The organism is Candidatus Nitrotoga sp. BS (genome assembly GCF_927797785.1).
Classification (GTDB): Bacteria; Pseudomonadota; Gammaproteobacteria; order Burkholderiales; family Gallionellaceae; genus Nitrotoga.
The window spans coordinates 1-24,066 of record NZ_CAKMLL010000064.1; the positions used below are offsets into that span (position 1 = coordinate 1).

Genomic DNA, 24,066 nt, shown 5'->3' on the forward strand with positions numbered 1-24,066 from the left:
ATAATCAACCTCAACTCGTGGATCATAGCGCCACTACCGCGAAGCGGTTTAGTCCTAGGTCGAAAAGCAGCCATTCCTTTGGGGATTAATGAGCGTCTCAATTGCTAAAGGTCGCCAAAAGCGGCACTTGATAATGGCAACAACAGTACCGAATCCTGACTATTGAATTGATAAGAACGCTTATTAATTGACTGTTTGGCGGATTTGAGTTCGAAGAGCACCAGCTAATGCTGGTTCGGTGTAGCGCATATCTATCTCGAATAATACTTCATGCGGCGATCGAGAAATAAACCAAGAAAAGCTATCTGTATGCTTTGGCTGTCGGACAGAGGTTACTCGAAAATCATATTGCAAGTTGCTTCAGGCCAACTGGTGCAAGGAGCATTTGTGCGCACTCAAGCAGTTGATGCCGCTCTATGGAAATTCAGCGTGAAGTGCTTGTTGGTACTGTTTTCTAAATACTGTAGGTGACTGGATATTGTTGAACCCTTCACTAGAGCCACCAGTACCAATTACTTCAATATTTCCGTAACCAAGAATTCGACCGAGAATGCTCTGGTCAACTTTAATTGACTCGATTTTGGGTAAGTTCATTTCAAGAGTTCTTCTGGAAATAAAACCGACTTTTGCAATAACCCGCCTATTTGTAACGGCATATTCGCTTGTGTACATTTCAATTACAGGTGCAATGAAAAGCGAAAATAACCCACGCCAAGATAAGAAGATAATCCAGTGTGGCTTCGTTTCGTAGATTATATTCTCACCAACCGTTAGATTATCTTGAACGTATTTACCCATAGGTCACCTGTAGTTTTTACTTTGATTTAAAGTTTTGCTTTTGCTGATTTTACTCCGATGATTAGCAGTCTGTCGGACCTAAAGGAAATCGACTGCAAATTAAGCTGAGCGGTGTATATTTCGCCGTTTTTTGGGTTTATAGAATGACTATATACCCTGCAAAATCGTCAAGTGGGGTAAGCAGGCATTTCTCCGCAAGGTGAAAGCTCGGAAAATATACCCTCGCTCAGCTTAATTTTCGCTGCGATTCTTTAAGTCCGACAGGCTGCTAGACCAATGGATTGAAGTAATCGTTTAATAAGCTGTTGGGCAATGCCAGTGACCATGCGTGCGCACGCACTGTACTCGCTGCGCTCATAGGGCTTCATGCCAGTTCAGCCACTGTAAGCTTTGCACACGGGAAAATTCGCGTACATTGCGCGTCACCAGCGTGGCCTGATAACGCAATGCCGTAGCGGCTATCAACGTATCGTGCGGACCGATGGATATGCCTGCGGCCTCAAGCTCGGCGCGAATGCGGGCAGCGTGTACGGCACATTCGCTGTCAAACGATAAAATCTGCATCGGTCGCAGCAAAACGGCTAATGCTGCCAGACGGGGATTGGCAGCCTCCGGCGGTAAGCGCAAAAGACCGTAACGCAGTTCGTATTCCACAATGGCGGGCACACCGATATCGGCAGGGGAAAGGGCTTGCAGGCGCGGCACCACCTGCGGGTCGCCGCGAAAGTAGTAGCTGATGGTGTTGCTATCAAGTATCAGCATGGCTGTACATCAAAAATTTAAGCGCGGCACATCCGCTGGCAGTGAAGTTGAATCTTCTTCACGCAGGGGAAAATCGGCAAAACGTCCCGCCAGCGCCAGGCAATCTTGCGGCCATTCATGGGCGGCGTATTTGCGGATCATTTCTGCCACCCAACGGCTTTTCGATAGGCCATTGGCCTGCGCGGCCTGCTCCACCAGTGCCTGCGTGGCATCGTCCAGATATAGCGTGATTTGTGACATGGCAAAACCTCCTCATAATGAGTCAGAAAAATTATACTTCCAAGTATATGCTAATTTCAATATCAAGTAGAGGGCACATCTAAAAATGCCGTCGTCCCCGCGAAGGCGGGGAACCAAATGCTTGATAGACTGGATTCCCGCCTTCGCGGGAATGACGAAATGTGAATTTTTAGAGGTGCCCTAGCAGCCTGTCGGGCTTAAAGGAAATCGGCTGAAAATTGAGCTGAACGGTGTATATTTCGCCGCTTTTTTCGGCAATAGAACAACTATTACCCTGCAAAATCATCAAGTGGGGTAAGCAGGCATTTCGCCGTAAGGCGAAAGCTCGCAAAATCTACCCTCGCTCAGCTCAATTTTCGCTGCGATTCTTTAAGTCCGACAGGCTGCTAGAGACATCGTTTATGTTTTCTTCCCATCACCCTGTTTGGGCGGCTGGGGTGGGGTGTTTGGTCGCCGTCGTCATCTTGGAATAAAACTCAAACAGCTTTTCCAGCCGCTCGGTATTGTTCTTGAAGTGGGGACAGCTAGTCTGGCACAGGGGGTGACTCAGGGGGCCATCGTTTAGGGTGTTGAGGGCGGAGGTAATGTGTTGCAGGACAGCTTGAGCATTGGCCGCTGCGAGGTACGTCTCATCTGAACGTTTTGTGAGCGATGTACCTTAGATATTCGCGGACCACCTTTACTATCGGCTCATCGATATCCCAATCGAATTTGTCCTTGGTGTTCTCATCGTTGATATAAGGCATCGGCAGGTATTTCCGCCCAACCATATGAGGAGGCCTAGCGGGTAATTGTTTCTTGTCCATGATCCACCACCAATCTATAGTAAAGTTGCGTGAACCTTATATCGGCTTCAGCAAAACTTTACTTAGCAAAATCACTAATCAGGCATCCCGATAGTAGCCGTTAGGGAATGACCGCAATGTGCGCGGGGGAAAGTGTTGCAAGCTATTATGATTTCCTGGTTTCTGATAAGGTAAATAAATGAATATTGATTCCCTCAAAAATAATTTCGATAAGCTTGATCCCCATTTATTGGGAGAGCGGCTAAGATCGGTGCGCGCACGCACGGAGTCGTTCTGCGCGCCTTTGGAAAAAGAGGATTACTGTATTCAAGGTATGCTTGATGTCAGTCCGCCCAAATGGCATTTGGCTCATACCACATGGTTTTTTGAAACCTTTGTTTTATTGCCTTTTGCAGAAAATTATCGGGTTTTTCATCAAGCCTACGGGTATCTGTTTAACTCTTATTATGAAACGGTTGGTACTTTTTTTCCCAGGTCTCAACGTGGACTCTTGTCTCGTCCAACCGTAGCAGAGGTTTATAACTATCGTTGTCACGTAAACGCCGCTCTCGATCGATTGTTGGATAATTTTACCGGGCAGAATTGGCAAGAGGTTGCTGAACGAATTTGTTTGGGGATTGAGCATGAGACTCAGCATCAAGAGCTTTTGCTTATGGATGTGAAATACAATTTTTTCATTAATCCCTTAAAGCCGGCCTATCATAGTCAGCTTCCGATTCCATGCCCGGAGCCACTACCATTGGGCTGGGTGGAATACGGTGGCGGTATTGTCGAGATTGGGCATGATGGCCAAGGTTTTTCTTTTGACAACGAAAGGCCTCGTCATAAAATTTTTCTCAGAGACTTTCGCTTGGGCACAAGGCTAATCACCAATGCAGAATATTTATCTTTTATCGCCGATAAAGGTTATCAACGAGCCGAACTTTGGCTCTCCGACGGCTGGCGCACAGTCAACGAGCAGGGATGGCAAGCCCCACTTTATTGGATAAAAGAGGAGGGTAACTGGTTGTTAACGGGGCTGGCGGGCCAGCACCTTGTCGACTTGAATGAACCCGTGGCTCACTTGAGCTACTATGAAGCCGATGCTTTTGCGCGTTGGTCTGGCAAACGGTTACCAACCGAGGGCGAATGGGAATACGCCGCCGCAAAGTTACCGATAGCGGGAAATTTCCTTGATTCTGGGCGCTTACATCCTGATAGCGCTCGAAGTTCTGGTATGACTCAACTTTATGGTGATCTTTGGGAGTGGACTCAAAGCCCATATCAACCCTATCCGGGTTTTCACTCACTTTCCGGCGCATTGGGTGAATATAACGGCAAATTCATGTGTAACCAGATGGTGCTGCGTGGTGGGTCATGTGCCACAGCAGAGGATCATATCAGGGCAAGCTATCGAAATTTCTTTCCACCAGGGAGCCGTTGGGTATTCTCCGGTTTACGTTTGGCGGAGGATTTGTAATGCAAATGGAATCTCTGAAAGCTCCAGTAGACAGTGTCGACAGTGAAGGTTTTCGGTTGGATGTTTGTGCAGGTCTGCGCCAGCAACAGCGTTCAATTCCGCCGAAATATTTTTATGATGCGCAAGGAGCAGCTCTGTTCGAGCAAATATGTGAAACTGCAGAGTATTATCCGACTCGCACTGAAACGGCCATTCTGGAGCAGTATAGTGTTGAGATGATGGGTCTCATCAGTCAGCCTTGTGCGTTTGTCGAGTTTGGGTGTGGCAGCGCAGTGAAAACACCATTGCTTATGCGTCATTTGGATGCTTCAGCAGTCTGTGTGCTCATAGATATTTGCGAGCCGCAGTTAGAGCAAACCGAGGCTCGCTTGGCTGCGCAGTTCCCTAAGATTGAAATATTAGCTGTGTGTGCGGATTACACTCAGCTAGAGGCGCTGCCTTTGCCCGTATCAAATGATTTGCGCCCCGTAATCTTCTTTCCCGGTTCTACTATCGGCAATTACACACCTGAAGAAGCGCAACATCTTTTACGCAAAGCAGCCAAATTAATCGGGCCAAATGGCTCGATGCTGATAGGCGTAGATTGCAAAAAAGATCCGGCGGTTTTCAATGCTGCCTATAACGATAAGTCAGGTTTGACCAAGGCTTTTAATCTTAATTTACTTGCACGAATGAAGCGAGAGCTGGGGGCTGAGATCGAACCGGATGGATTCACGCATTATGCCTTTTACAACCCTGTGGCAGGGCGCGTTGAAATGCACTTGGTTAGCCGCTTTGATCAAATTATCCGTATATCAGGTGAGGAATTTCGGATAGGGGCGGGGGAAACTATTCATACAGAAAATTCCTATAAATATCGGCCTGATGAATTCCAGAAACTGGCGAAAAATGCAGGCTGGCATTCAGAGATGTTTTGGACAGATGCCAATAAATTTTTCAGTATCCACCTGCTTCGAGTTTTATGAATAAATACTTGCAGCCTTCGGCTGGGGTTAGAGAGAAAAATGCGCAAATTGAGTGAGTATGTCGAAATGGCTGCAACAGAATATTTGCAGGAGACGGGAAAATCTGAATTGGATGCACATTGGATTGCTGAATTTTTCCAGGACAATGGCGTGCAGGATGATTATCCACGGCAGGATTTGATCGCCTTTTGCGCATTGGTGCAAAAAGCATTAACAATAAAATTAGAGAGAATTCGCAAACAAACGCGTTTGCAATTGGATAAAGCGATTCGCCCCATCTCAAAGCCCCATTAAATGGCTAACTCGTAAAACTCATCATGACGTTTAAATCAGGGTGGTATTTGTTTCTTATAATTAAAAAGGTGAGTGCTAAATATGTGGTTTAAGAATCTTCAGATATATCGCATTACCAACTGGAATGTCTCACCTGCTGAACTTGAAGCAGCGCTTTTAAAACATACTCTACATAGTTGTCTCAGCATGGAAATGCAAAGTCGCGGCTGGGTTTCACCCAAAGCCGAGGATGAGCCTTTTGTGCATAGTCTGGGGCAGCAAATGCTAATTGCGCTGGGTGTGGAAAAAAAATTGCTGCCCGTTTCCGTTATCAATCAATTTGCAAAACTGCGTGCTACTGAAATTGAAGAGCAACAAGGATACAAGCCGGGCCGTAAACAAATGAAGGAAATAAAGGAGTTCGTCACCGCTGAACTTCTGCCACGCGCATTCGCACTCCGTCGCAAGACCTATGCATGGATTGATCCAGTCAACGGCTGGTTTGTCATCGATACTTCCAGTGCAGTAAAGGCCGATGAGTTGATTGAGTTGTTGCATAAATCAATGGAAGGGTGTTCACTTGCCTTGGTTAAAACTAAAAAGTCACCCGCTTCAGTCATGACCGAATGGCTTGCCGGAGGTGATGTACCAGCTTTATTTACTGTTGACCGCGATTGTGAGCTATGCGGCACAGGCGATGAAAAGGCGATGGTGCGTTATGTACGGCACTCTCTCGATTCAGCAGAAATAATCAGGCATGTTAAAGAGGGCAAGAAAGCGACCAGGCTGGCCATGACATGGAGAGACAAAATATCGTTTACTTTGACTGAAAACATGCAACTTAAACGCATTGCTCCACTTGATTTTATCAAAGAACAAGTTGATGCCAGTGAAGCAGACGATGTATTTGACACCGATTTTGCAATTATGACTGGTGAGCTACCGCAATTGTTGGCTGATCTCATGGATACGCTTGGCGGTGAGGAGCGCGTTGGATAGTTGTCGGGCCAGATAGTTAATGATCTGTTAATTGTTAAAAATGAACATTTTCAAACTGTCTGGATAAGTTGTTCAGTCATCCGCCATCTAAAAAATGTTGTGGGTATTCATCACTCTTCGAACAGGCTCTGGGTAAATCAGTCCAGTTTAATTTGCTACTTTAAGCTGCCAAATTGAGTGGCAGGCGACACACTTTGTTAGTGTATTCGACAGCATCTGCAAAATCTCTGGGGCTGACGCATTATTGTCGGCAGCTTTGGCTATTTCATCCATATCGCGGTGAACACTCATGCCTAGCGATTTTAATTCCATCGGCAGCTTTGTCATCAGTGCTGGGCTTGCATCAGCAGCAACAACCATACCTGCAGCACTTGCAGCTTTGATGACGTGCTGCATGTCGCCTTGATTTACGCCCTTTAGAATTCCTTGTGTTGCAGATAGCAGGCCACGCATTTCAGATAAGATCAAGTCACGTTCACTAACTTGCAATACGACTGCAGTTCTACCATCGGTTCCGGCGGTAGTATTTCCACGAATGAAGAACCATGCGAATACGGCAATAGTAAGAACCCATAACAATAAGGCAATTATGGCCAGTTTATTGGATTTCATTTTTAGCTCCGTTTGTGATTGATGAAGCTGTGAAATATAGAGGAAATTCGTACTCGTGTCAGTACTAGCAGCCTGTCGGACTTAAAGAATCGTAGCGAAAATTGAGCTAAGCGAGGGTAGATTTTGCGAGCTTTCGCCTTACGGCGAAATGCCTGCTTACCCCACTTGATGATTTTGCAGGGTAATAGTTGTTCTATTGCCCAAAAAAGCGGCGAAATATACACCGCTCAGCTCAATTTGCAGCCGATTTCCTTTAAGTCCGACAGGCTGCTAGAAGCCACATACCCACGACATGTTTTGTTCAAATAGACCTGCGGGCAAGCCAGAAAAGCAGTCGATGCCTGTCCATTTTAGAGTCTAAAACCACGTTTGGATGTTCAGCCGTTGGACTGGCTTGCTGTTGTAAGTTCTGCAGGCGTAAAGGTTGGTACCGTTTGGCCGATGTATAAAAATGGAAGTGATGGTATTTCATTTGCTGTTTTTCACCGCAGGACGCGCGGTGGAAGATGGATTTTGCAGATGCTTTTTTTTCGGAAATGCAGCTATGTCAGTTGATATGAAACAGTCACCTTGTGATGATGCGGAAATGTGTAATGAACGCGACGCGTTTGTGCAAAAACTGAGTAGCGATGCCGGGATATTCGCTCTCGGTTCCGCAGTGTCGCGCGTTGTGCAGCTCACGGCGTCCGATGATGAAGCGGCCAATAATCTCGCGCATTGTGTGTTATCAGATGTGGCGTTGACGCAAAAAATTTTGCGTCTATCGAACACGGTATCCTACCGCCGGGCGTCAAATGCTCCCGTTACGACCATCTCACGGGCGATTTTTATGCTCGGGTTTGATTTAGTAAAAACTAGTGCGCTGGCCATGCTGCTGGTCGATAGCATATCTAACCATACGCATGCGCGAAGTATTCGTGCAGAGCTTGCCGATGCCTTATGCGCCAGCTTGTTCGGCCGCGAATTGGCGCGCCGCAGCCAGTACCACGACGCAGAAGAGGCATCGATAGCGTCCTTATTCAAAAACCTGGGCCGCTTGCTGGTGGCATCGCACGAACACGCCTCTTCAAGACAAATTGACCTGCTCGTCGCAGCAGGCAAACACAGTCCGGCAGAAGCATCAGTAAAAGTGCTTGGCTGCAGCTATGACGCTCTGACCGAGGCGGTACTGACTGAATGGGATATTCCGAAAACCATAATTTACTCGTTAAGTGCTGTGCCTGCCGGTAAGCAAATGGCGGCTGGAAATCGCCATGAATGGATGCGGCAGATTGCCTCATTTAGTGCAGAGGCATCCAAGTTGGTCTCACGCGCTGACGGCGAAGTGGAGGCGGATAAACAAAAACTGCTCGTGCGTTTTGGTGCAGCCTTGAATCTCGACACTAAAAAAATGAGCGATTTATTTACTTCGGTTGTCGAGGAAATGCGAGACCTGTCCGAAAGCTTTAAATTAGGCGAAGTAAATAAGAATGTCGCCAACACTGGAAATGACATCCCGGACGTATTGTCGATGGTGACTATGGGAGCGGATGCGAACGTTGAAGGTTTTTACCCAAGTGGCAAGCCAATCAATGCGCGCGATTTATTGTTGGCCGGTGTGCAAGATGTAATACAGATGCGGGCGTTGGGTCGCAGCAAAGTCAATGAATTGATTTTGCTGGTACTGGAAACCATGTATCGAAGTATGGGCTTTCGCTTCGCAACCATGTGTTTAAAAGATGCCCAGTCGGGTCAGTTCCGCGCCCGTGTTGCACTTGGTGAAGACCATGCCTCGCGTCAATCGCACTTTGTATTCCAAATGACACCGGAGCGGGATCTGTTCAATCTGTCCATGGAAAATAACACTGATCTGATGATATCGGATGCCAGAAGTGAGAAGATACGTGATCTCTTGCCTGCATGGCATCGCGCCTTGTTGCCCGACACGCGCAGTTTTATCGTACTGCCGTTGGTGGTGAACAAAGTTCAAATAGGCTTGTTTTATGCAGACCGTGTTTTTCCAGCGCCCGAAGGCATGCCGCCCGACGAGACCTCGCTGATCAAAGCATTGAAGAGCCAAATATTGGCTGTGCTTAGCGGCACTTGAAGAGCAGCCGACTATTATCCTGGGTGGCAGCCTCGTTGGACTTTACTATTTTTTGAGGATAAGTCAGGCGGTTTAGTATCTAATTGTGTGACTGTTTAAAAATGGAGGGGTTGAGCTGATGTCTTTGGAGTAATTTATAGAACTCGGTTCGGTTGCGTTTGGCTATACCCGCAGCTTTTGTCACATTACCTGCCGTAATTTTTAGCACACGTACCAGATAGTCTCGTTCGAAATGTTTGCGCGCATCTTCGAACGAAACTAAACCTTCCTCTTCCTCTTTTTGCATGGCATCGTATATCAGCACGGGAGAAATGAGTGGGGCAGTGCTTAAAACAACACATTGTTCGACAATATTCATCAGTTGACGCACGTTACCGGGCCAAGAGTCACGTACCAGAATTTCCATTGCATCAGGAGAAAACCCATTAATGTCTTTATCGTATTTTGTGCAAAGCAAGCTAAGGAAATGGTTTGCCAGCAAAGGGATGTCTTCACGCCGTTGCGACAATGACGGGATTGTTAGCGCTACAACTTTTAGTCGATAATAGAGATCTTCGCGAAAACTACCTGCACCGATTTCTGCCAGAAGGTCACGGTGGGTAGCAGAGATAATGCGTACATTCACCGGGATTGTTTGCGCTGATCCTACAGGGCGTACTTGTTTTTCTTGGAGAACGCGTAATAATTTGACCTGAAGCGGAAGCGGCATATCGCCAATCTCATCAAGCAGCAGTGTGCCTCCCTCAGCTAATTGAAACAAGCCCTTATTATCTCGAACAGCGCCGGTAAACGCCCCTTTGACGTGCCCAAATAATTCTGATTCCAATAACTGTTCGGGAATTGCAGCGCAATTGACGGCTACAAATGGCCGATTATGGCGTTTGGATGCATCGTGAATGGCATGGGCAAACAATTCCTTGCCAGCGCCGCTTTCTCCGTAAATAAGCACGCTTGCATCGCCTTTAGCGACGAGTTCTGCTTTAGTGAGGACATCCTCCATCACGGCGCTTTGGGTGATGATTTCTTTGCGCCACGGTGCTAGAGATTCTTCTTTCGGGAGTGTCGTGCCCGGTGTCAGTCTGAGAGCCTGAACAACCTGGGTCAGCAGAATTTTGCTATCGAAAGGTTTGGTCAGATAGCCGAATACACCTCGCTGCGTCGCGGCAACAGCATCCGGTATAGAGCCATGTGCGGTCAGGATGATTACGGGTAAAGTAGGGATGGTGCGGTGTATATGTTCGAACAGTTTCATTCCATCCATGCCGCTCATCTGCATATCGCTAATAACCAATTGCGGGCGCGACACGTCCAAATAATTAAGTGCTATCTCGGCACTTTGTGCCAATTCTGTTTTATATCCAGCGGCCGTCAAACGAATGGAAAGCAGTTCTAGCAGGTCTGTATCATCGTCGACTATGAGAATTTTTATATTAGATTCAGTTGCTTTTAGCATTGTATTCAAGGCTTATCCCTTAGGATGAGATTTCTTTCCATATTTTTGATGTTATCAATCTGATTTTCTAAAACTTCAGAGTGCTTTTGCTCTTCTTTCAACTTTTGTGATAGCTCCTTCACATTTTTCAACTGTTGCGATTGCTCATCCATATTTTTCAGCTTTTGCGATAACTCTTTCACATTGCCGTTAATAAGTTGTTGTTCAGCAAGTAGTGCGGACAGTAAATGTTTGAAGCTAAGCATGCTGGCCGACAATTTTGCATCCTTCGGAAACCCATTGAGCAGATCAAGTGCCGCGCCGGTATCACGGAAGGATGTTTTGGGCATTATAAGGAGTAGTGCCAATTCTGCTCGAGCAGTATCACTCTTGGTCAATATTAAATTTTGTTTCGCTTTGTTATGTTCTTTAACCAGTTCTGCTACGGGCGCATTTCGGATGTATTCGTAATATTGCATTAATACTTCCAGTTGGCTGGGTGGTGTTATAGCAAGAGGTCGAGATTCCAATGGTATGGTTGAACAAGCGCTCAGAGTGATCAATATCACTATTAGAAGAAAGCATGATTTTTGGGGGATAGGGCTCACGAGTAACTTTCCGGATCATGGATAGGCAAGGTAAGACTGAAGTGGGCACCTGCTTTACTTGGTTGAACTAGATCAATGCTACCACCATGAGCAAGAGCGTACTCACGCGCAATGGATAGTCCCAATCCCGTCCCCCTGATATGGCTGTCGGGCATACTTCGCCCTTGATAAAATGGCTCAAATACTTTGTCCTGATCAATTTTGTCTATGCCCGGGCCGGCATCCATAATGTCCAGCTGTACTGAATCGTCAACCTTGTTTGTCCAAATTTTGATGCGACTGCCGAGTGGAGAAAATTTAATAGCATTTGATAAAAGGTTGTCAATAATGATTCTGATTTTTTGTTCGTCACAATCGATCATCAGTTCTGTGCAAGCTAGATCGATTTTCAGGTTTTTATTCATAATGGCGAGGTTCTGATCTTGCAGTACGACACTTAAAATACCCGCTAAATTCGTTTTTTGTTTTATAAGTGCAGATTTCTCAGTTTGCAACGCGCTGAAATTCAATAAGTCTTCGATGCGTTTTTGCAATTGTATACTGTTGCTATGGAGGATATTTGCGATCTGCTGTTGTTTTACGGTCAGCTCCCCAACGACGCCTTCTGCAAGCAAGTCAGCGCCTTCACGCATTGATGTGAGGGGGGTTTTGAGTTCGTGAGAAACGTGCCTAAGAAATTTGGTTTTTTGCTCTTCTAATTTTAGCAAGCGTCGACGCATCCAATCAAGGCGTTCGCCCAAGTACATTAAATCCTGTGGGCCATCGACACGTACTATTTTTGATAACTCACCTTGTCCCATGTTGCGGATAGCTTCGTCAATTTGACGAATTGGACGTGTAATCAACAAAGAGAATCCAAGTGCCAGAAAAATCGCGAACGGGACCAAAGCAAACAACTCCCAAACCATAACAGTGTGAGCACGCTCCGCCATATTCTGCATTTCATCTATCTCGAGTCCTATTAATGCATAACCGAAGTCAGAAAAGTTGCGCGCAGAATCCAGTAGCAGCGCGAAGCTTTGGAAGCTTTGAGTCAGCTCGCGTAATTTTTCTGGAGCTTGGCTTGCAGCTGTTACCTTTTGAGAAATATCGGCTTCCAGCGATTGCAGTTGCTCTAACAACTGCTTTTGCTCAGTGTGTAATGAGAGTTGGAAAAGGTTTGCGGTTGAATTTTTGAATTTTGTGTGTGCTTGAAAATATCCCCCAAGCAAGGATTCATCACCGAGAATAAGCGTCTGCCGCACGCTTCGTTCCATTGTATTAATTTCTTTTGTTAAAGTGTGACTGGCAAGCGTGATTTGCACCGACTGATAAACAGCCTTGCGACTATGCTCTGCTAAACGGTCGATGGACACAGCACTATTAATAAGCGCAAAAATGAGCGGCAGATTAACGAGTGTAAATCCGAGCAGAATCAGCTTGCGGAAGGATTTCGGATTGTGCCAAAAGCGTCTTAAGGCGGTGGCAACAAAGCCACTTTCCGTTCCCGCAGTCTCAGCGGTTATGAATATACCCATTATTTATTCGATATCAGTAAAATAACTATAAGATGATTTAAACATATGGTCGTAGTCGGTAGAGAATGATTAGGATATCAAATTTCAGGTAGCTCATTGTTCGACACTGTTATGTCCGCCATCTATTCATGCGAATCACAAAAGAGCCAAGTCGTCGTAATCGTCAGTTATTTTACCCTGTTTGTAACAAATGAGGCTGACTGGAGAGAATGGAATCTAACGGGTAAAGTCGCTGCTGATTTCGCAAGTAGTATTGGCTGCTAGAAGCGCATCATCACCTTGGCCGACCGGCTGACAGAAACGCCCCGGAACAGTGCATGCATGATCAGGTTTTTTGTAATCCGTCACCTTGCTAATGTGATCGGCCAGTTTACCGTTAAATAAATCCTTCGTGCTTGACCGATATTTTCAGTCATTGTCAGCGGTAATGCAGGCACCCTATAGAAACTTTGGATTCTATTTTTTCTGCTTCGCACGTGAAAAAATCGAGTCCCACAGACTAAGGGCTGAGTTAAATAGGACAAGTCATATGCTACAAGTACGGACAGCTATTTGATCGATACATGTTTGTATATTGCCCTCGACATTCAGGTGCACCGCTGTTAAATTTCGATTCCCGATTGTATTTGACTGGATAATTTTATTTTTATGGAAAAACCAACTCAGCATCACCGCCTACTCATCCTTGGCTCCGGTCCTGCCGGCTATACTGCCGCCGTTTATGCTGCGCGTGCCAACCTTAAGCCTGTGTTGATAACCGGCATGGCGCAAGGTGGCCAACTAATGACTACCACCGATGTGGACAACTGGCCCGCCGATGCGATGGGTGTGCAAGGTCCTGAGCTGATGACACGCTTCCAGCAACATGCGGAACGCTTTGATACACAAATTATTTTCGACCACATCCATACCGTCAAGCTGCAACAAAAACCATTCGTTTTGATTGGTGATGCTGGTAGTTATACTTGCGATGCACTTATCATCGCCACGGGCGCTTCGGCTCAGTATCTGGGTTTGCCTTCTGAAACAAAATTCATGGGTAAGGGGGTGTCGGCTTGCGCCACCTGCGACGGTTTTTTTTATCGCGGGCAGGATGTGGCAGTAATAGGGGGCGGCAACACTGCAGTGGAAGAAGCGCTGTATCTTTCTAACATTGCGCGCCATGTCACGCTTGTGCATAGACGTGATAGCTTCCGTGCTGAACGCATCACAATAGATCACTTGATGAAGCAGGTTGAGCAAGGCAAGATTACGCTGCAATTGGATCAAGTCTTAGACGAAGTGTTAGGCGACGAAAGTGGTGTGACTGGTATGCGTCTCAAACATATGCTAACCGGTAAAACGCAAGGCATCTTGCTGGCTGGTGTATTTATCGCTATCGGCCATAAACCTAATACTGACATTTTCGCAGGTCAGTTAGAAATGGAAAATGGCTACATAATCACGCGCGGTGGACTGAATGGAAATGCTACAGCCACTAGCATTCACGGCGTATTTGCGGCAGGTGATGTACAGGACTATATTTACCGCCAAGCAGTAACCAGTGCAGCCACTGGGTGCATGGCAGCGTTGGATGCGGATAAATATTTAAGCGAACAGAGCCATTGAATGAGTAATGAAGAAAGAGAAGGAACAGCCAGCACCTATTAATGCCGAGTTATTTCAGCAGGCACTGGATGGTGTTATTCCATTGCCGCCATCCAATCGCATCTCCTTGGTTCAGCCATTACGTCGCGTACCGCCACGCAGCACTGCAATTCCCGCCAATTTAATTAAGGACACTCTCTCTGACAATGATGCCGGGGGGGATGTTCCGACCGAATTTGTTCGTGCGGGTATGTCGCGCATGGCCCTGCGCAACTTGCGGCGTGGGCGATGGCCGATGCAGGATACCTTGGATTTACACGGTCTTCACAGTGATGCGGCACGCAAGCTGTTGCTTAAATTTTTACACGGTGCGATGCAGCATAATTTACGCTTTGTGTGCGTGATACACGGCAAAGGATGGCAGCCAGGCGGTAAAGACGGTGTTCTGAAAAGCCGTGTGCGTCATTGGTTGGCCCAATATCCTGAAGTGCTGGCATTTTGCGAAGCGCCGCAAAATGCCGGTGGTAGCGGCGCGGTTTGGGTATTGCTCAAGGCAGGTGGCCAAAGCAGTATAGCCTTGGGTAAATAAAATTCGGCAGATTATAAGAATTTTAAACAAAAAATTAGCGATATTTGCGAACGTGGCTGCGCGATCCTTTTATTTTTATTAGCTTATTGGAACTAATTTTTGACTGCTCACCGTTTTTGAACAATTCGTTAGTGAGATGCATCTCAGTTTTTAGGGTGAGCATTAAATGTAAGTGAGGACGACCTCATCGCTATCACATCAATAGGGACGGCACTAGATACTGAAGGAGCGGCTGATGACTTGGGTTATTCTTATTCTTGCCGGATTATTAGAGGTGGGTTGGGCGATCGGGCTCAAATATACGGAGGGTTTCACACGTTTGTGGCCCAGTCTTGGAACAATCGCTGCCATGATTGTAAGCCTTGGTTTGCTTGGTCTTGCTTTAAAGACACTCCCAGTCGGGACAGCTTATGCAGTTTGGGTCGGAGTTGGTGCGGTTGGTACGGTCATCTTCGGGATTGTTCTGTTTGATGAGCCTGCAAGTGCTGTCAGATTGATTAGTGTTGCATTTATTATCGCAGGCATTGTTGGCCTTAAGTTGGCCACGCCGGGCTAACCAATTAAATGCATCGATCCAGTTAGCGAAAAGCAGTGTTTGAATGATGAGGGGAAATTTTGAACATCCTTATGTGCGGCTCACTGAATGCCACTTTAAAGAGTAAAGTTACACGCAGATTACTGTCCCTTTGCCTTGTTTTACTCGGATTTCCATCAAATTTAACCTTGGCCGATAGTCTGCAACTCGATAAGCTTCACCTCCCGCCTGGTTTTCAAATTGAATTGCTGACTGACGCCGTGCCGAATGCGCGTCAGATGGCCTTGGGGCGATACGCGGACGGGCAGGGTGTACTTTACGTAGGTAGTATGGCTGCCGGAAACGTCTACGCAGTTGAGCTGAAGCAGGATCGAGCTGCTGCGGTACACGTTATTGCTTCAGGTCTGGCCAAGCCCGTAGGCGTGGCTTATCGCAATGGTCAGTTATATGTATCCGCCATATCCAGAATTCTTCGCCTGGTTGGAATTGATGATCGATTAACCAGTCCGCCCAAACCCATTGTTGTCACTGATCGCTTTCCTGACGAAGCCCATCACGGCTGGAAATTCATTGCCTTCGGTCCAGATGGCTGGCTGTATGTGCCAGTCGGCGCGCCGTGCAACATCTGCAATCCAGATGAACGCTTTGCCAATATCCAGCGGATGAAACCTGATGGTAGCGCAATAGAAGTTGTGGCGCGTGGCGTGCGGAACTCAGTCGGTTTTGACTGGAGTCCGGTCGATAGTTCGTTGTGGTTCACCGATAATGGGCGGGACATGCTGGGTGATGATATACCGAGCGACGAACTCAATCATGTCTTGAAGCCCGGTCAACATTTCGGCTATCCTTACTGCCATCAAGGTGATACGCCAGACCCGGAATTTGGGACCAAGCGAAAATGTGAAGAGTTTGTGACGCCGGTAGTTAAACTTGGGGCACATGTCGCGTCTCTAGGTATGCGGTTTTACAGAGGTACGCAATTCCCGGATGTATATCATAACAACGTGTTTATCGCTGAGCACGGTTCATGGAATAGAAGCAAAAAAGTTGGCTACCAGATTGTCAGGGTGGCGTTTGATAACCAGGGTCGAGTCGTTCGCCATGAACCTTTCATTAGCGGTTGGTTGCAAAAGGATGCCACTGGCAAAGAATTGGTTTGGGGTCGTCCTGCCGATGTACTGGTCATGCCTGACGGTTCGATGCTCATTAGTGACGACTTTGCAGGGGCAATTTACCGCGTAAAGTATGCGCTTTGAATATTTACACTGTTGCGCGCTGCAGGTGCTCGGATAGACGTTCGAGGAAATCACTCGGATTTTGATCGACAGTAGGGGTTTGCAACGAGCTCCCGTTCACAATATGGAACTCGCTAAATCCGAAACTAAGAATTGACTGTTGTGGTTTGTTCTTGTATCCATCTATATAAGAAACTGTACACATTTTGAAATAGATATGTGTTTTTATTGTCTTGACTGATGGTGCCACTTTACATAGACTTCAGCGGCTTCGACGGCCTTGTTGCTATTCAGCAAAATGGCCAATGCTTGTTTTATTAATTGTTTTACTTTGAAACTGCCAAACAGGAAAAATATTATGCCCACCATCGATGTTAATGGAAAAACCTATGAAACCGACAAGGAAGGTTATCTCGTCAGTTTTGACGAATGGAACCTGGACATCGCTAAATTCATTGCACAGACCGAAGAATTGGAAATGACAGATAATCACTGGGAAATTATCCTATTCTTGCGCGCGTACTACAAACATCACAAAAGCACCCCAAATATTCGAGAATTAACTCAAGCAGTCAGCGAGGAAGTCAGCGAAGAAAAAGGCAAGAGTCCGTATTTGTATGATTTGTTTCCGTCAGGTCCGGCGGAGCAAGGATGTAAGATTGCGGGCTTGCCCAAGCTTTATGTAGATCCAAATGAACATACGGTTATTTAAGCTGTATGTTGCTCATAAAACAATGGCCGACTATGCGTGTTATAGACCCTCAGAGTTTTAGTAGTCAATTCAAAACTAATATAGTTTAGAGGATGGCTGAACCCTTGATTCAGCTGGCCAGTTGTTTTTTCGTTATATGGCTGCTACGCTTGACTAGTGAGCTTACGGGCCAAGCGTAGCCCCTACATAAATCTTATCCAGTCCAGTCTGGTAGTGTCATTGATCATCTATTTCTTGCGGCTTCCAATGATCGAAGATAGACAAATGAACTTTTAGAGGCGTCCATGAGTGATTTTTCGTAATGGGAGTGATGACAAGTGTGCTGTTTTGATATCCAGCTCGAGTTGAGGTTGTGTGTATCGTTGAGTCGGCTGAAACGAAGTGTTTTAATGTTATCTTAAAGCGACGGGTAAGTGTGGCCGCAGAAAATCATTGCGGTTGAGCATAGCTCTTGGAAGTTGGAGTATTTGCGTCAGATTGATTCCGACGCAAATACTTTCTTTAGATTTAGTTATGATATTCAATCACTAGCGTGCTGCATGGGCCAATGCAGCCAGCGTGTCGGCTCCTAAATCTGCACTGTAGTAGCCCAAATTTGCGCCAGTTTCATCTACACTCACCTTCGGCAACAATCCAGCGGCTAGTAGCGATTCATTTTTGGCAATACGATGCACGTCGTGAGGATCAACGATGCCAGCATTGCTGTAAACGTTAGAAACTGCGCTATTATCGTTCTTATCTATGTCGTCGAGCTTGTATAAGGTGCGCTGGTTAAGGAGGGATACAGCATAAGAATCATATTCATTAAGCATGAAAGCCAGAATATTTCTGCCGAGTACTTCTTTCTTGTTAGTTGATTTTACATGTAGGATTGCGTTTTGAACTACGCGGTGAAATGCAAGTGTAGGTTGCGAATTAATTTCGTCACTATCGGGTACGGCAAGTGTATTTTTATCTATAAAATCAATCAGTAAGACGCGCAACTCTGCAATGTTCACACCGCAGGACTGCAATACCTCTATCGCCGAAGTATTATCCAACATGGAAAGCAGCAAATGCTCCACTGAGAGAGCTTTATGCCGCTTTGTGCGTGCATCGATAATTATTTTCTGTAGGTTGGTTTCAAGTTCTTTTCCGAGCAAATCTGCCCGATAGAGTTTCCACATTTATGTTTCCTCCAGTTGATTTATAGCGATTGTCATTCTTGGCTTATGCCTAACCTTTATTACTATGATTTCGATTAATGCCTATTTTTTAAGTATATTATGAAAAATATGTGACGGGCAAATAAAATGTCGAACGAATTAGGAATAGATCGTGCGCGCGAAGTGTAGCCACGATCTTAAGCGTTTGTTGGACAAGCCGGATTCCCTGAGTGCGAGTCGGCTATCAAAGAAAATATAATTTTTGGAGTTACCCTGGATTGAAGTCTTTCCACGAAGAAGAGGGCTTGCGAGCTCGTGTTTAGACAAATTAATTTGATTTGCTAGTTTGTGTAGCTCATGGGGCTGATTCAGTATCAGTCGAAATATGCCCCCCAGAGAGTTTTCTTCCAAGTAATTAAAATGCATGAGTAGCAGGGCAATACCACTCTTCCTACTACATTATCAATCGTAGTGTCGTCGCTTATTGAGCTAGCTTCTCAAGCTGGATAATCTCTGCGGATTGCTCTAACCTATATTTCATGCCATTTTGGCGTATGGCTAACAAATGAACATTGACATTTGCTGGTGTCAGCGCTATGCCAAAAGTCGGCTCCCCCTCTCCTGACAAGCGTGCCAATATTTGATGGCCCAATTCTTTCTTGAAATGCCCAGCTTCCCAATAATTATGCACGACTGTCTGCTTATCGCCAGCAGGTGGGACAGTCTCGCGTGCGAAATGGTGATAACCGCCGAAGTCCCAAAGGGTTGCCTGATCAGGGTTATGAGTTGCGACAATGTGTGCCAGTTCCCGTTTCCAGTCTTCGAACAAACCCCAGCAATTAGAAATGCGTAAAATCTCTAGTAAATGAGCATGATAGGGATAGATAACCACTTTAACCTGGATCCCATGGGCACGTGCAAGATCCAGTATGGCTGTCACGTCCTCGAAGGCGGGTGAGGTATGAGTGCCTCGGGAAAACAAGTTTTTTGGACGCTTCTGATAGACACGCATATTCTCGATATCCCGCTGCCGGAACAAGTTGAAGTATCCTTCATTGTGCGCAATTCGCGAGTAATCGCGCATGGGATTAAAGCCAGCTGCAGTTACATGTGCCACCTCTGGCTTGCCGTGTAATCGCACGGTGTCTATGCTATGCATCACAGCATCCAGGGAAGCCAAAGTGACTGTGCCATCGAGCATCATCTGAAACCAGCGATCATTATTGATTTGCCTATCTGGCGTAACCAAAAGCCGATGAATAATTTCTGGCTCCCACTTGCTTACATCGGGCGAGACCAGAAAATCCATGAAGTCCACTCCCAATACGATTGTTTGGGGAGAATGGGCTGCCAAGACGTGTTCGAAGAGGCGACGGGCAACACGGGTACCCGTGCCCGGCAGTGCCAAATTGTATATTGGTTGAGCTGATTCAGGCCAAGCCGCATCTTCGGGGTCGAAGCCCACTTCTGATCGAGAGTTACCCAAAATAAGTGTGCGTGGTAAATGCTTCAATACTTGATAAGGCTTCACCAATTCGCCTTGTGTAGCAGCATGAGGCTTCCAGTCACCGTCGCTATATGGTCGATAAAGTCCGTAGGGATCGACCCAGTAATTTAATGTCATACCCCCTATCAGCAAGATTAGTAAAGAAAAAAACCAGATTCGCAAGTATGTTGCCATGATCAGAACTGGTAATAAAGAAATTGCGTAGCCTGAGATAACGAAAGTACGCCAGCTATTGCAAGTATTGCCATCGCCAGTCCCCAAATATTGGTTGGTCGCCATTTCAGGCGTGTTGTAACTGCTGCTGGATCGAAGTCGAGTCCCGGGCGATGGCAGCGCATCAGCTCTTGGGTGTTCGGCAGAAATAGCGCGATAGCTAATAGGCAGATAACCCACCCCCAAGTCAGTATGAAACGGCTACCGCCCCCGAGAGAGAACTGCATGCCCATATTTTTCAGCATATCAGCTGCACTCCCCAAACTTGACTGAAATACGACAGGCAAGCTGATGCCATGCAACCCTATCATGCCGGAGAGTAAGCTCAGCGCACCTTCAAGCGTGGTTGCACGAAAGAACACCCATGCCACTACAACGGCAATGAAAGTGAATGCCCATGCCATCAGTTTGCCCCATATCCCAGTATCTCCGAGACTGGAAAAATATCTTGAGCACAGGGAACGCCAGCCATGGTTGATTGCCAGATACAAACCGTGCAGCCCACCCCACAACACAAAATTCCAGGACGCTCCATGCCATAACCCTCCCAGGAGCATGGTAACCATCAGATTAATTTGTCGCCGCATGGGCCCCTTGCGATTGCCTCCTAAGGGAATATATAGATAATCCCGCAAAAAACGCGATAGTGTCATATGCCAACGTCGCCAAAAGTCGATGATATTGGCCGCTTTGTAGGGTGAATTGAAATTCAGTGGTAGTACGATGCCAAACATCCTTGAAAGTCCAATAGCCATGTCTGAATAGCCGGAAAAATCGAAATACAACTGTACGGTATAAGCCAATGCACCACCCCATGCGGCTAGAAAATCCAGCTTTTCTCCTGTATCGGCAGCAAGAAAAGCGACATTGGCATAGGGTGATACGCCATCGGCCAATACAGACTTCTTAAATAAGCCTATCGTGAAGATAGTCAGGCCGATGGTCATATTGTCCCAGGAAAAACGGTATGTCTCGGGGCGAGCGAATTGAGGCATCATTTCTTTATGATGCAGCACTGGGCCGGCGATCAAATGCGGGAAATAAGTGACGAACAACAGGTAGTGGATGAAGTTGTATTCCCGTGCCTTACCCGACCAAGCATCCACCAAGAAAGCTATCTGTGTAAAAGTGTAAAACGAAATACCCAACGGCAAGAGTATGTCCTGTAAAGTCCAGCCCGTATTTAGAAGATGGTTGGCGGTATCGAGAAAGAAATTAGCGTACTTGTAGTAGCCCAATAGCAGCAAGTCAGCAATTATGCCGATCGTTAGAATATAATTTTTACGTTGATTCCGGTTCGTATTGTGTCCCTGGGCGAGAGCGTAACCCATCCCATAGTTGAAAAAAATTGAAACCAGTAGCAAACCTACATAAGCAGGGTTCCAATAGCCATAAAAAATCAGGGAAGAGGCACCCAGCCAAGCAGCAGCAAGCTGTCGACTAAAGGAGCCTAAACGAAAAAAAACAATCGCCGTCACAGGTAGGAACAACAGCAGGAATGGATAGGAATTGAAGAGCATTGTTAGTAACGGAGATTGCTACGTATGTTTCATGGTGTTGTTGCATATAGCGCAAAATACATAGTTTGCGCGAGCAAATATGCTGACCATAAAAGCCAACTTAATGGATACGAAGTGCGCTAACGAATGCAAACCAAAGTCGCGCCTTCCGAGAATCGAATCTTTTGAATATCGAGTATCGTGTTTCGATCAACCATTTAAAGTAAATCACCATAATCGATTCTGTTCGTCGCTCGTAATGCAATAGAGCTGTCTATTAAGAGCTGGCTGCCTCAGTTGTGAAGGTAGGGAAATCTCATACCAATTTAGGTGGCCCGGTTGCAAACTTTGCATATATCCTCTATTTTTCATGGTGCTGCAGCCATTGCTCCAGCATCATCAGCACCCAAATCATCACGCCGTAATAAGCTGCATGTCCCGAGCGGTGCTGTTCTATCAATGTATCAATGTACTCTGGTCTGATATAACCGCGCCCGCGCAAGGATTTCAAGCTGTCGTAGGTTAATTCTTGTAGTGGGAGATAAGTTTGCATCCAGACGCCAAAAGGTAAACCAAATCCCTGCTTGCTCTTTGTGAGTGTCTCTTGGGGCAAAAAATCTTTGAGCGCTTCCTTGAAAAAATATCTGAGCTTCAACCCCTTTACTTTAAGTGAAGGAGGCAGTTGCGCTGCGAACTCGACAATATCTTCATCTAGCAGAGGGTAGTGAACTGCTACCCCCGCCAATTCACACATTCGGTTCACCTTGCGCAAGTCATTGTCTGCCAATGTGAATTTTAAATCTAGATTAAGCAGGCGATTGGTGGAGGAAGTGGAATCAGTACGCCCATATTCTGTTTGCAGCAGTTCATCCGGTTCTTGGTTATTCACTTGAGCCAAGAAATCAGCAGTGAATATCTCGTTCGGCGAAGTGCGATGTAAAAAATTATAAGTTTCCAAGCGACCTGGCAATGGAACTCGGGCTTGTGCGATGTAGCTTTTTAATTTTCTCAATAATGGGATGCGCTCTATGCACGGCACGCCAAACATTGCAGGCTCTAGTATGCTATGCCGTAGCATTGCAGGAATAAGAGAATAAGCTTCAAATATTTTTTGTTTGGCATAGCGCGCGTTCCCACCAAAAATCTCGTCCCCGCCGTCCCCCGCCAGCATCAGCCGAATGCCTTGCTCTTTGGCCAATTTGGCACAGCAATATGTAGGGACTGCCGATGCATTTCCAAAAGGCTCGTCATAAGCTCGGGCAATCAGCGGGATTGTCTCCACAACATCTTGTGCCGTAACATAGTATTCGTGAGCATGGGTACCAAAATGCTTGCTTGTAATCCGTGCAAACTCCATCTCATCGTAGCCTTCGGCTGCAAATCCAATTGAAAAAGTATGTGCCGTTTTAGTAGATGATTGGGCGAGTACTCCTGCGATAGTAGAGCTGTCTGTGCCACCACTTAGAAAAGCACCAACTTGTTCATCAGTTACCGACCTTCTCAGAGCAGTTTGGAGCAGTTTTTTGAGAGTTTCCTGGCGTTGTATAAAGTGACTTTGACCCGAATCAGCATACTTCAGGTGCCAATAAAAATTCGTTTCAACTTTTCCATTTTGGTATAGCGCATACTGGCCGGGCAGTAGCTTGCGTACATTTTTATATATACTTCCTGGAGCAGGGACTGCATGAAAAAATAAATAATTAAATATCGATTGAGGATCAATCACTCGCTCCATATCGGGATGGGCGACGACCCCATCTGTGCTGGTCGCGAAAATAAAATGGCCGCATGGTGCGGCATAGCAAATGGAATAAATACCCAGTCGATCAATGGCGGCAATGACCGTGCCGTCCTGCGAATTAAAAACAGCAACGCAAAAAGTTCCATGCATATCCTCAAGAAAGGCCCTCCCTGATCGAGAATAAGCTTTAGCCACTGCAGCGGCTGGACTTTCCTTTTGGGCCAGCTCATTTAACTCAGCGTTTTCCCAATATACATTACCGACAACAGCTACTTTAAGTGAGCCTACTTCATGGCAGCTAGCCTGATCAATTTTTGACCAAGCTGCTATTCCTTCACAACGACTATAACGCGGCAGCATGGTGTCGCCTTTTTCGTCAGTCATAGCATGTACCATGGCATCGGTTATTTGTTTAGCAAGAAGGGGATCCCTCTCGCCACCGATCCAACCACACATTCCCTTCATGCAATCTCCTTGTTAATGCTCACTATAGAATCTCACATGTCAATGCAATAACCATGTAGTTCTCCCATGCAATTATTTTGTTATTTATACTCATGCCAACATGTTACTTTATAATATTCGGTTATGGGAAACGTCGATTAATGATATTAAAAAGCTACGGGAGATTATTTGAATACGCCTAGCTTTCCCATCACCTATAGGGCGACTTGATGATAAGGGCATGCACCTTGAGTTTCCTGTTCCAGTTTAAGGTTCTAGATTTAATGATAAGTCATAAACAT

At 46.1% G+C, this 24,066-nt stretch carries 21 protein-coding genes; 10 read left to right on the plus strand and 11 right to left on the minus strand.

The window, feature by feature from the left end; translation table 11 throughout:
- Positions 1 to 414: 414 nt before the first annotated feature.
- The 3 genes from MJ769_RS07605 to MJ769_RS07615 all read right to left on the minus strand — a co-directional run bounded on the left by MJ769_RS07605 (position 415) and on the right by MJ769_RS07615 (position 1,800).
- Positions 415 to 798, minus strand: a complete 384-nt coding sequence (locus MJ769_RS07605) for a PH domain-containing protein (protein WP_239235884.1) — start codon at positions 796 to 798, stop codon at positions 415 to 417.
- A gap of 354 nt (positions 799 to 1,152) precedes the next feature.
- Positions 1,153 to 1,560, minus strand: coding sequence for a type II toxin-antitoxin system VapC family toxin (locus MJ769_RS07610; protein ID WP_239235886.1), 408 nt, complete (start codon positions 1,558 to 1,560; stop codon positions 1,153 to 1,155).
- A gap of 9 nt (positions 1,561 to 1,569) precedes the next feature.
- Positions 1,570 to 1,800 (minus strand): ribbon-helix-helix domain-containing protein, encoded by a 231-nt coding sequence (locus MJ769_RS07615; RefSeq protein ID WP_239235888.1) that lies wholly within the window; start codon positions 1,798 to 1,800, stop codon positions 1,570 to 1,572.
- A 984-nt stretch (positions 1,801 to 2,784) separates the two neighbouring features.
- On the opposite strand from MJ769_RS07615, the gene egtB reads away from it, so the two are divergent.
- The 4 genes from egtB (at position 2,785) to MJ769_RS07635 (ending at position 6,302) form a co-directional block, all read left to right on the plus strand.
- Positions 2,785 to 4,065: an ergothioneine biosynthesis protein EgtB gene (gene egtB / locus MJ769_RS07620; RefSeq protein WP_239235890.1), complete on the plus strand. Its 1,281-nt coding sequence runs from the start codon at positions 2,785 to 2,787 to the stop codon at positions 4,063 to 4,065.
- The gene (gene egtD, locus MJ769_RS07625) at positions 4,065 to 5,030 is read left to right on the plus strand and encodes an L-histidine N(alpha)-methyltransferase (protein ID WP_239235892.1); all 966 of its coding nucleotides are present in this window, start codon (positions 4,065 to 4,067) and stop codon (positions 5,028 to 5,030) included. Before egtB ends, egtD begins: the two co-directional genes overlap by 1 nt.
- Positions 5,031 to 5,096: 66 nt before the next feature.
- On the plus strand, positions 5,097 to 5,324 hold the full coding sequence (locus tag MJ769_RS07630) for a hypothetical protein (protein ID WP_239235894.1): 228 nt from the start codon (positions 5,097 to 5,099) through the stop codon (positions 5,322 to 5,324).
- Positions 5,325 to 5,405: 81 nt separating this feature from the next.
- On the plus strand, positions 5,406 to 6,302 hold the full coding sequence (locus tag MJ769_RS07635) for a recombination-associated protein RdgC (protein WP_239235895.1): 897 nt from the start codon (positions 5,406 to 5,408) through the stop codon (positions 6,300 to 6,302).
- Positions 6,303 to 6,449: 147 nt separating this feature from the next.
- On the opposite strand, the gene MJ769_RS07640 is transcribed toward MJ769_RS07635, so the two are convergent.
- Positions 6,450 to 6,914, minus strand: a complete 465-nt coding sequence (locus tag MJ769_RS07640; RefSeq protein ID WP_239235897.1) for a hypothetical protein — start codon at positions 6,912 to 6,914, stop codon at positions 6,450 to 6,452.
- Between the two features lie 556 nt (positions 6,915 to 7,470).
- Here MJ769_RS07640 and MJ769_RS07645 point away from each other — a divergent pair.
- Positions 7,471 to 9,000: an HDOD domain-containing protein gene (locus MJ769_RS07645; RefSeq protein ID WP_239235898.1), complete on the plus strand. Its 1,530-nt coding sequence runs from the start codon at positions 7,471 to 7,473 to the stop codon at positions 8,998 to 9,000.
- 79 nt (positions 9,001 to 9,079) lie between these two features.
- On the opposite strand, the gene MJ769_RS07650 is transcribed toward MJ769_RS07645, so the two are convergent.
- The 3 genes from MJ769_RS07650 to MJ769_RS07660 all read right to left on the minus strand — a co-directional run bounded on the left by MJ769_RS07650 (position 9,080) and on the right by MJ769_RS07660 (position 12,395).
- Positions 9,080 to 10,453 carry a sigma 54-interacting transcriptional regulator gene (locus MJ769_RS07650; protein WP_239235999.1) on the minus strand — a complete coding sequence of 458 codons (1,374 nt, stop codon included), beginning with the start codon at positions 10,451 to 10,453 and terminating at the stop codon, positions 9,080 to 9,082.
- A 5-nt stretch (positions 10,454 to 10,458) separates the two neighbouring features.
- Complete coding sequence (locus MJ769_RS07655; protein ID WP_239235900.1) at positions 10,459 to 10,911, minus strand: dihydrolipoamide acyltransferase; 453 nt, start codon at positions 10,909 to 10,911, stop codon at positions 10,459 to 10,461.
- A 125-nt stretch (positions 10,912 to 11,036) separates the two neighbouring features.
- Complete coding sequence (locus tag MJ769_RS07660; protein ID WP_239235902.1) at positions 11,037 to 12,395, minus strand: HAMP domain-containing sensor histidine kinase; 1,359 nt, start codon at positions 12,393 to 12,395, stop codon at positions 11,037 to 11,039.
- Positions 12,396 to 13,205: 810 nt separating this feature from the next.
- Here MJ769_RS07660 and trxB point away from each other — a divergent pair.
- The 5 genes from trxB to MJ769_RS07685 all read left to right on the plus strand — a co-directional run bounded on the left by trxB (position 13,206) and on the right by MJ769_RS07685 (position 17,215).
- Positions 13,206 to 14,165, plus strand: a complete 960-nt coding sequence (gene trxB / locus MJ769_RS07665) for a thioredoxin-disulfide reductase (protein WP_239235908.1) — start codon at positions 13,206 to 13,208, stop codon at positions 14,163 to 14,165.
- Positions 14,166 to 14,172: 7 nt separating this feature from the next.
- Positions 14,173 to 14,733 carry a Smr/MutS family protein gene (locus MJ769_RS07670; protein WP_239235910.1) on the plus strand — a complete coding sequence of 187 codons (561 nt, stop codon included), beginning with the start codon at positions 14,173 to 14,175 and terminating at the stop codon, positions 14,731 to 14,733.
- Between the two features lie 235 nt (positions 14,734 to 14,968).
- Positions 14,969 to 15,289, plus strand: coding sequence for a quaternary ammonium compound efflux SMR transporter SugE (gene sugE / locus MJ769_RS07675; RefSeq protein ID WP_239235912.1), 321 nt, complete (start codon positions 14,969 to 14,971; stop codon positions 15,287 to 15,289).
- A gap of 167 nt (positions 15,290 to 15,456) precedes the next feature.
- A complete protein-coding gene (locus MJ769_RS07680) occupies positions 15,457 to 16,524 on the plus strand; it encodes a PQQ-dependent sugar dehydrogenase (RefSeq protein WP_239235914.1) in 1,068 nt (355 codons plus the stop codon).
- 337 nt (positions 16,525 to 16,861) lie between these two features.
- Positions 16,862 to 17,215, plus strand: a complete 354-nt coding sequence (locus MJ769_RS07685) for a TusE/DsrC/DsvC family sulfur relay protein (protein WP_239235916.1) — start codon at positions 16,862 to 16,864, stop codon at positions 17,213 to 17,215.
- A gap of 527 nt (positions 17,216 to 17,742) precedes the next feature.
- On the opposite strand, the gene MJ769_RS07690 is transcribed toward MJ769_RS07685, so the two are convergent.
- The 4 genes from MJ769_RS07690 to MJ769_RS07705 all read right to left on the minus strand — a co-directional run bounded on the left by MJ769_RS07690 (position 17,743) and on the right by MJ769_RS07705 (position 23,785).
- Positions 17,743 to 18,381 carry a Clp protease N-terminal domain-containing protein gene (locus MJ769_RS07690; RefSeq protein WP_239235918.1) on the minus strand — a complete coding sequence of 213 codons (639 nt, stop codon included), beginning with the start codon at positions 18,379 to 18,381 and terminating at the stop codon, positions 17,743 to 17,745.
- A gap of 460 nt (positions 18,382 to 18,841) precedes the next feature.
- Positions 18,842 to 20,041: a hypothetical protein gene (locus MJ769_RS07695; protein ID WP_239235919.1), complete on the minus strand. Its 1,200-nt coding sequence runs from the start codon at positions 20,039 to 20,041 to the stop codon at positions 18,842 to 18,844.
- A gap of 2 nt (positions 20,042 to 20,043) precedes the next feature.
- The gene (locus MJ769_RS07700; RefSeq protein WP_239235921.1) at positions 20,044 to 21,600 is read right to left on the minus strand and encodes an MBOAT family O-acyltransferase; all 1,557 of its coding nucleotides are present in this window, start codon (positions 21,598 to 21,600) and stop codon (positions 20,044 to 20,046) included.
- A gap of 340 nt (positions 21,601 to 21,940) precedes the next feature.
- Complete coding sequence (locus MJ769_RS07705; protein ID WP_239235923.1) at positions 21,941 to 23,785, minus strand: asparagine synthetase B family protein; 1,845 nt, start codon at positions 23,783 to 23,785, stop codon at positions 21,941 to 21,943.
- Between the last annotated feature and the right edge of the window lie 281 nt (positions 23,786 to 24,066).